Source organism: Micromonospora maritima (assembly GCF_902825405.1).
Lineage (GTDB): Bacteria > Actinomycetota > Actinomycetes > Mycobacteriales > Micromonosporaceae > Micromonospora > Micromonospora maritima.
Genome location: NZ_CADEAU010000267.1, coordinates 1 through 7,415 on the forward strand (window position 1 = coordinate 1; position 7,415 = coordinate 7,415).

The 7,415-nt window shown below is 72.6% G+C and carries 6 protein-coding genes; 3 read left to right on the top strand and 3 right to left on the bottom strand.

All coding sequences use genetic code 11. From position 1 onward, the window contains the following. Positions 1 to 703, top strand: a 703-nt coding sequence (locus HUW36_RS21160; RefSeq protein WP_174529758.1) for a gamma-glutamyltransferase, incomplete at its 5' end; no start/stop codon positions are given. A gap of 249 nt (positions 704 to 952) precedes the next feature. On the opposite strand, the gene HUW36_RS21165 is transcribed toward HUW36_RS21160, so the two are convergent. Both HUW36_RS21165 and sthA read right to left on the bottom strand, forming a co-directional pair. Beyond that, on the bottom strand, positions 953 to 1,582 hold the full coding sequence (locus HUW36_RS21165; protein ID WP_425487251.1) for a class I SAM-dependent methyltransferase: 630 nt from the start codon (positions 1,580 to 1,582) through the stop codon (positions 953 to 955). Between the two features lie 74 nt (positions 1,583 to 1,656). Continuing rightward, a complete protein-coding gene (sthA, locus tag HUW36_RS21170) occupies positions 1,657 to 3,060 on the bottom strand; it encodes a Si-specific NAD(P)(+) transhydrogenase (RefSeq protein WP_174529759.1) in 1,404 nt (467 codons plus the stop codon). Between the two features lie 83 nt (positions 3,061 to 3,143). On the opposite strand from sthA, the gene HUW36_RS21175 reads away from it, so the two are divergent. After that, entirely contained in the window at positions 3,144 to 4,616 is a 1,473-nt protein-coding gene (locus tag HUW36_RS21175; protein ID WP_174529760.1) for a M1 family metallopeptidase, read from the top strand. A 50-nt stretch (positions 4,617 to 4,666) separates the two neighbouring features. On the opposite strand, the gene HUW36_RS21180 is transcribed toward HUW36_RS21175, so the two are convergent. Next, complete coding sequence (locus HUW36_RS21180; protein ID WP_174529761.1) at positions 4,667 to 6,052, bottom strand: glycosyl hydrolase family 18 protein; 1,386 nt, start codon at positions 6,050 to 6,052, stop codon at positions 4,667 to 4,669. Positions 6,053 to 6,189: 137 nt separating this feature from the next. Here HUW36_RS21180 and HUW36_RS21185 point away from each other — a divergent pair. Then, on the top strand, positions 6,190 to 7,415 hold a 1,226-nt coding region (locus tag HUW36_RS21185), incomplete at its 3' end, for an ROK family protein (protein ID WP_174529762.1).

Genomic DNA, 7,415 nt, shown 5'->3' on the forward strand with positions numbered 1-7,415 from the left:
CCCGGCCGGCGCGTCGCCGCGACTGCCGGCGCACCTGTACGCGCACGCCGCCCGGCGGGCCGGCCCGCAGGATCCGAGCACCGGCGAACCCACCGTCCGCGCCGACGGCGTGACCCGTGGCGACACCTGCCACGTCGACGTGGTCGACCGGTGGGGCAACATCATCTCGGCCACCCCGAGCGGTGGCTGGCTGCAGAGTTCGCCCACCATCCCCGAGCTGGGCTTCCCGCTGGGCAGCCGGTTGCAGATGTGCTGGCTGGAGGAGGGGCTCGCCTCGACGCTGACGCCGGGCCGGCGCCCGCGCACCACGTTGAGCCCGACCCTGGTGCTGCGCGACGGCGAGCCGGTCCTGGCCTGCGGCACGCCCGGCGGCGACCAGCAGGACCAGTGGCAGCTGCTGTTCCTGCTGCGCCACCTGGTCGGCGGGCAGGAGCTGCAGGAGGCGATCGACGCGCCGGCGTGGCACACCACCAGCCTGCCCGCGTCGTTCTACCCGCGTGAGGTGGAGCCGGGCGTGCTGGTGGTCGAGGACCGTCTCGACCCGGACGTGCTCGCGGCGCTGGGCGCCCGGGGTCACACGGTGCGTCGGTCCGACCCGTGGAGCCTGGGTCGCCTCTGCGCCGTCGCCCGTGACCCCCGGAACGGCGTCCTCTCGGCCGCCGCCAACCCGCGAGGCGCCCAGGGCTACGCCACCGGCCGCTGATCCGGCCGGGCCCACCCGGGCCGCACCATCCGCCGCGCCTCGGGAGGATCCTCGTCCGGCCCTCCGCGCCCCGCCCTGCGCTGCGCGCGCACGCGCCGCGTGTCTGGCACCCCGCCCGTGCGGGTACTACCTCGATCTTGGAGGTGTGGCACCCGGACAACGTCACGCAACAGACATCCGAGGCGCCACAGCTCCGAGATCGGCAAGCGATGATCGCGGGGTGGGGCGGCGGTCCGCTGCCGCTGGTTCTCAGGCGCCGCTGGGGCGTCGCAGGGTCAACGACTGGAACCGGTAGCCGCGACCGGTATCGACCGGATGGAAGTCCACCACGTCGAACCGCGCGGCGGCGGCGAAGCCGAGCAACTGGTCGTCAGTTCGCCACGAGAAGAAGCGCGGCGGCACGTGCTGGTCATCGTCGATAGGGCCCTCGGTGCTCTCGCCGCCGCCGTACACCCCGACAAAGAGAAGTCCGCCAGGACGCAGGACGGCCCGGATGGCGGCCAGGACCCTAGGTAGGTCGTGGTTGGGCACGTGCAGCAGGCAGTTCATCGCGAACACCGCGTCGAAGGAATCGGGCGGGAAGTCCAGGTGCAGAAAGTCCATCACGTGGGCCTCGATGCCCTTGGCCCGGCAGTGCTCGACCATCGCCGGTGACAGGTCGGCCGCGACGACGGCAAGGCCCTCCCGGTGGAAGAAGACGCTGTCCTGCCCGGTGCCCGCCCCAACCTCCAGCAGCCGCGCACCTGATGTCAGACGGTCCCGGAACGCCTGACGCTCCGCCACCTTCCACGGTTCCTTGGTCAACCCGTCACGCCAGGCTGCGCGAGCGTCGTATGCCTGGCGCAGCGGGTCGAGGACCTCGTCGTATCGGACGGTCATGTCGATGATTATCTACGCACGCAGGGGGCGCCGGTGCCGACCGCCGTGACCGTGGCCGACACCTGCGCCACGGGTCAGCCGTCGATCCGGGTGATGTTGCGGATCTTGTTGGCCGCGTCCAGCGCCGCCACCTTGTACGCCTCGGCCAGCGTCGGGTAGTTGAACACCGCGTCGAGCAGGTAGTCGACGGTGCCGCCGCAGCCCATCACGGCCTGCCCGATGTGGACGATCTCGGTGGCGCCGGTGCCGAACACGTGCACCCCGAGCAGCCGCCCGTCCTCCGGCGAGACGAGCAGCTTCAACATGCCGTACGAGTCGCCGACGATCTGCCCCCGGGCCAGCTCCCGGTAGCGGGCGATGCCCACCTCGAACGGGGTGGACGCCTCGGTCAGCTCCTCCTCGGTCCGCCCGACGAAGCTGATCTCGGGAATGGTGTAGATGCCGATCGGTTGCAGGTCCGACATGGTGCGGGCCGGCTCGCCGCAGGCGTGCTGCGCGGCCAGCCGGCCCTGCTCCATCGAGGTGGACGCCAGCGCCGGGAAGCCGATGACGTCGCCGACGGCGTAGATGTTCTCGACCGCGGTGCGATAGTTGGCGTCGACCTGGATGCGGCCCCGGTGGTCGGCGGTGAGACCGGCCGCCTCCAGCGCCAGGTCGTCGGTCTGCCCCTGCCGGCCGGCGGAGTACATCACCGTGTCGGCGACGATCTTCTTGCCGCTGCGCAGGACGCAGAGCGCCGCGGTGCGGTGCTTCTCCACGGCGGCCACCTCCTCGCCGAAGCGGAAGGTCACCGACAGGTCGCGCAGGTGGTACTTGAGCGACTCGACGATCTCCTCGTCGCAGAAGTCGAGCATCCGCTCGCGGCGTTCCACCACCGTCACCTTGGTGCCCAGCGCGGCGAACAGCGAGGCGTACTCCATCCCGATCACGCCGGCGCCGACCACGACCATGCTGCGGGGTACGGCCTGGAGGTTGATGACGCCGTCGGAGTCGACGATCGTCCGGTCGTCGAAGTCGACGCTGTCCGGGCGGGCCGGCCGGGTACCGGCGGCCACGACCGCCTTGTCGAAGCTGACCCGGGTCTCCCGGCCGGAGCCGGCGTCGACCCAGACCGCGTGCGGGTCGGCGAACCGTCCGGTTCCGGTGATCATCGCGACCCGGTTGCGGGCCAGTTGGTTGCGGATGACGTCGGTCTGCCGGGTGATCACGTGCTGGGTGCGGGCGGCCAGGTCGGCGACGGTGATGTCCTCCTTGACCCGGTAGCTGCTGCCGTAGAGGTCGCGCTGGCTCAGCCCGGTCAGGTAGAGGACGGCCTCGCGCAGCGTCTTGGACGGCACGGTGCCGGTGTTGATGCAGACGCCGCCGAGCATGTCGCGGCGGTCGACGATGGCGACCCGCCGGCCCAGCTTGGCCGCGGCGATCGCCGCCTTCTGTCCACTCGGTCCGGAGCCCAGCACCAGCAGGTCGTAGTCGTACACGACAGCAAGCGTCGCAGGATGTCCGGCCGGACGCCAGCCGGCGACGCCCCCACGGAAGTGGATCACTGCCGTATGGTGCGCTGATGCGCCGCCCCGTACCCCTGATCCTGCTCCTCGGACCGCTGCTCGTCGCCGGGTGCACCACCGACCCCGCCGCCCCGGCCGCGGCCCCGTCCGCCCCCGCCGGCACGCCGAGCCCGACCGTCGCCGCCGTCGACTACGCCGCCTGGCAGGCCGGGCGGTCCACCCCGGTGGCCGACCCGGTCTACCCGGCCCGGGGCACCGACGCGGTGGACGTCCTGCACTACGACCTGGCCCTGGAGTGGGCCCCGTCGACCACCACCCTCACCGGCACCGCCACGCTGCGGATCCGGCCGGTGAAGGACGCGCCGAGCCTGGTCCTCGACTTCATGCCCTACCAGCTCGACGGCGTGACGCTGGACGGCGCGACGGTTCCCGGGGCGGTGGCGAAGGAGAAGCTGACCGTGTCCGCGCCGGTGGTCGCGGACAAGCCGGTGATGCTTGTGGTGACCTACCACGGCAGGCCGCGGACGACGCCGATGCCGTCGCAGCGCAAGGACACCGAGGCGCTGGGCCTCACCCTCACCAGGGAGGGTGGCCTCTGGACCATGCAGGAGCCGTTCGGGGCGTTCACCTGGTACCCGGCCAACGACCAGCCTTCCGACGAGGCCCTCTACGACATCCGGGTGACCGTGCCGGCGGGCTGGTCCGCGATCGCCAGCGGCACCCCCGCGGGGCAGTCCGGCACCACGTTCACCTACCGCAGCACCGACCCGGTGGCGACGTACCTGACCACGCTCGCGGTCGGGAAGTACCAGAAGCTGACCGCCAAGGGCCCGAGGGGCGTCCCGCTGACCTTCTGGTATCGCAAGGGCGCCGACGACAAGCTGCTGCCGTACCTGAAGAAGTCCCCGCAGTACCTGGCGTGGCTGGAGAAGAAGTTCGGCCCGTACCCGTTCCCCTCCGGCGGCGTGGTGGTGGTGGACTCGGCGTCGGGCATGGAGACCCAGCAGATGATCACCATGGGCCGCAAGATCGAGAACACCGAGGCCCGCCGCGACCGCTGGGGCAGCGACCTGCTGCACGAGTACACCCACCAGTGGTTCGGCAACTCCGTCACGCCGACCACCTGGACCGACCTGTGGTTGAACGAGGGATGGGCGAAGTACGCGCAGGACCTGTACACCCAGGAGACGCTGAAGCTCAGCGAGGCCAGCCTGGACCGGTACCTGCGCGAGGGCGACGCCGCCCTGCGCAAGAAGCTCGGTCCGCCCGGCCGGCCCGACCCGAGGCGGTTCGCCGAGGGCAACGTCTACCTCTGCCCGGCGGCGATGCTCCGCGAGATCCACCGCGAGGTGGGCGACAGGGCGTTCTTCGCGCTGGCCCGCGCCTGGGTGCAGGACCAGCGCAACACCCAGCAGGACCGGACGTCGTTCATCGCCTTCGTCAACAAGCAGACCGGCCGCGACTTCACCGCGCTGATCAACGCCTGGCTGGACTCGAAGACCACGCCGAAGAAGATCGCCGTCGGCTGACCTCCGCGCGCGGGGCCCCGTCGGGTCGACGGGGCCCCGCGTCGCGTCGTTCAGCGGCCCTGGAGCGCGCGGACGTTGTCGCCGAACGTCCAGCCCTTCGAGCCGTCCCAGTTGATCGACCAGGTCATCAGCCCCTTGAGGCGGCCCTGGTAGGTGTTCCACGCCTGGCCGACCAGGGCCGGGCTCAGATAGCCGCCACCGGCGCCGGTCTGCGCGGGCAGCCCGGGGACCTGCCGGTCCAGCGGCACCCGGATGGTGGTGCCCTGCACGACCAGGCCGGCGTCGAGGCAGTTGGTCTGGGCCACGAAGCCGGCCACCGTGCCGGCCGGGTACGAGTCGCCGGCGCAGCCGTACATCGAGCCGTTGTAGTACTGCATGTTCAGCCACCAGAGCCGGCCGTTGTCGGCGTACTTCTTCACGATCGGCAGGTACGCGCCCCAGATCGAGCCGTAGGTGACGCTGCCGCCGGTGACGTACGCGGTCTCCGGCGCCATGGTGAGCCCGAAGCCGGCCGGCATCTGGGCCAGCACCCCGTCGATGATCCGGATCAGGTTGGCCTGCGAGGGTGAGAGCTGGGTGATGGTCCCGCTGCCGGTCAGCCCGGTCTCGATGTCGATGTCGATGCCGTCGAAGTTGTGGCGCTTGAGGATCGGCACGACGGTGGCGACGAACCGGTCGGCGACCGCGGCGGAGCTGAGGTCGATGCCGGCGGCGGCCCCGCCGATGGACAGCAGCACGGTCAGCCCGGCGGCCTTGGCCTGGCACACCTGCGCCGGGGTGGGCACCTTCACCCCGGCGTCCATGCCGTCCTCCCAGAGCACGGTGCCGTCGGCGCGGATGACCGGGAACGCGGTGGTCACCACGTTGTAGCCGTGCCCGGGGATCCGGGAGTCGGTGATCGGGATCCAGCCGAGCCCGGGGTGCACGCCGTTGGCCGCCCCGTCCCAGTTCTCCCAGTAGCCCTGCAGCACCTTGCCGGTGGGTCGGGACCTCAGCGCGCAGGTGTCGCCGCCCGGCGTGGTCGGGCTGGGCGTCGCGGTCGGCGTGCCGGTCGGCGTGGGCGTGGGGGTCGGTGTCCGGGTGGGGGAGGGGGACGCGGTGGGGGTGGGCGACGGCGGTCGCGTGGTGGGGCTGGGCGACGGGGTGCCGCCGGTGCAGGCGCCGAGATCGGTCCAGAGCGCCGGCACGGCGGCCGGGGTCCAGCCGGCGCCGACCGGCGGGGTGTGCGTCACCAGGGCCTGGTAGAGCCGCCCGCCGTAGCTGGCCCGGCTCCCGGCGGTCCAGGTGACGCCCTCGGCCCAGGCCGGTGCGTCGCATGCCACCAGCGCGCTCCCGGTGCCGGTGGGCGTGGTGCCGGCGGCGGCCGGCAGGGCGGCGGTGGCGGCGAGCAGCGCGACGCCACCGAGTAGCGCGGTCATCCCGCGTCCGAGTCGCATGACATACCTCCTCATCGATGCGCCGGAGGTTATCAGTTAACTTTGTTAAATGTAAATGCGCAGTAGTCTGTCACCACTTGGTTCACGGCGTGAATGCAGGTCGCCGGCGGGCGGCCGGAGGAAGGACGGCGGCGGACGTGGACGCCAGACGCACCACGGTGCGCGACATGCGCCGGGCCAACCGGTCGGTGCTGCTCACCCGGATCTGGCTGGACGCCCCGCTCAGCCGGCACGAGTTGGGCCAGTCGACCGCGCTGAGCCTGGCCAGCGTGAGCAACCTGGTCGGCGAGATGATCGCCGAGGGACTGGTCGAGGAGGCCGGTTCGGTCGAGTCCGACGGCGGCCGTCCCCGGGTGCTGCTGCGCGTGGCCCCCGGCCACGGCTACCTGGTCGGTGCCGACGTGGGCGAGACCCGGGTGCAGGTCGAGCTGTTCGACCTGGCGATGACCGCGCTGGCCAAGGCGGAGTACCCGATCGCCGCCGCCGAGCCCGACCCGCGGCAGGTCGCCACGCACCTGCTGCACGGCCTCGCCGCGGTGACCGAACAGGCGGGCGTCGACCCGGCCGCGGTGCTCGGCTTCGGCGTCGCCGTGGCCGGCACGGTCGAGCGCACCGCGGACGCCGTGGTGCACGCGCAGACCCTCGGCTGGGACGGCGTCCCGCTCGGCGCGATGCTGCGTGCCGGCACCGACGTCCCGGTGCACGTCGACAACGGCGCCAAGACGCTCGGCCAGGCCGAGATGTGGTTCGGCGCCGGCCGGGGCGTGCGGCACGCGGTGGTCGCCCTGGTCGGTTCCGGCGTGGGCGCGTGCGTGGTCGCCGACGGCGTCGGCTACCGGGGCGCGCACAGCAGCGCCGGCGAGTGGGGCCACACCACCATCGTGTACGGGGGCCGCCGCTGCCGGTGCGGCAACCTCGGCTGCCTCGAGGCGTACGTCGGGGCGGAGGGGGTGCTCGACCGGTTCCGGCAGGCCAACCGGGGTCGCCCGGCGGCCGGCGGCGACGAGGAGACCGCCTTCGGCGAGTTGCTGCGGGCCACCAGCCGCACCGCCGCGCGGGTGATCGACGAGACGGTCGGCTACCTCGGGGCCGGGGTGGCGAACCTGGTCAACCTGTTCAACCCGGAGCGGGTGGTGCTCGGCGGCTGGGCCGGGCTCGCGCTGGGCGAGCGGCACCTGCCGGCGATCCGCGAGGCCACCGCGCGGCACGCGCTGCGCCAGCCGTACGCCCAGACCTCGATCGAGCTGTGCCGGCTCGGACCGGACGCGGTCGCGATGGGCGCGGCCACCCTGCCGATGGCCCGGCTGCTGCGCGAGGGCGGGGTGTCCCGCGAGCCGGCGGCCCGACCGGCGCGGGGGACACG

Bases quoted from the DNA above. Each gene is read 5' to 3' on its own strand.
- HUW36_RS21165 (WP_425487251.1), bottom strand. From the start codon at position 1,582: ATGACCGTCCGATACGACGAGGTCCTCGACCCGCTGCGCCAGGCATAC.
- HUW36_RS21180 (WP_174529761.1), bottom strand. From the start codon at position 6,052: ATGCGACTCGGACGCGGGATGACCGCGCTACTCGGTGGCGTCGCGCTG.
- HUW36_RS21175 (WP_174529760.1), top strand. From the start codon at position 3,144: ATGCGCCGCCCCGTACCCCTGATCCTGCTCCTCGGACCGCTGCTCGTC.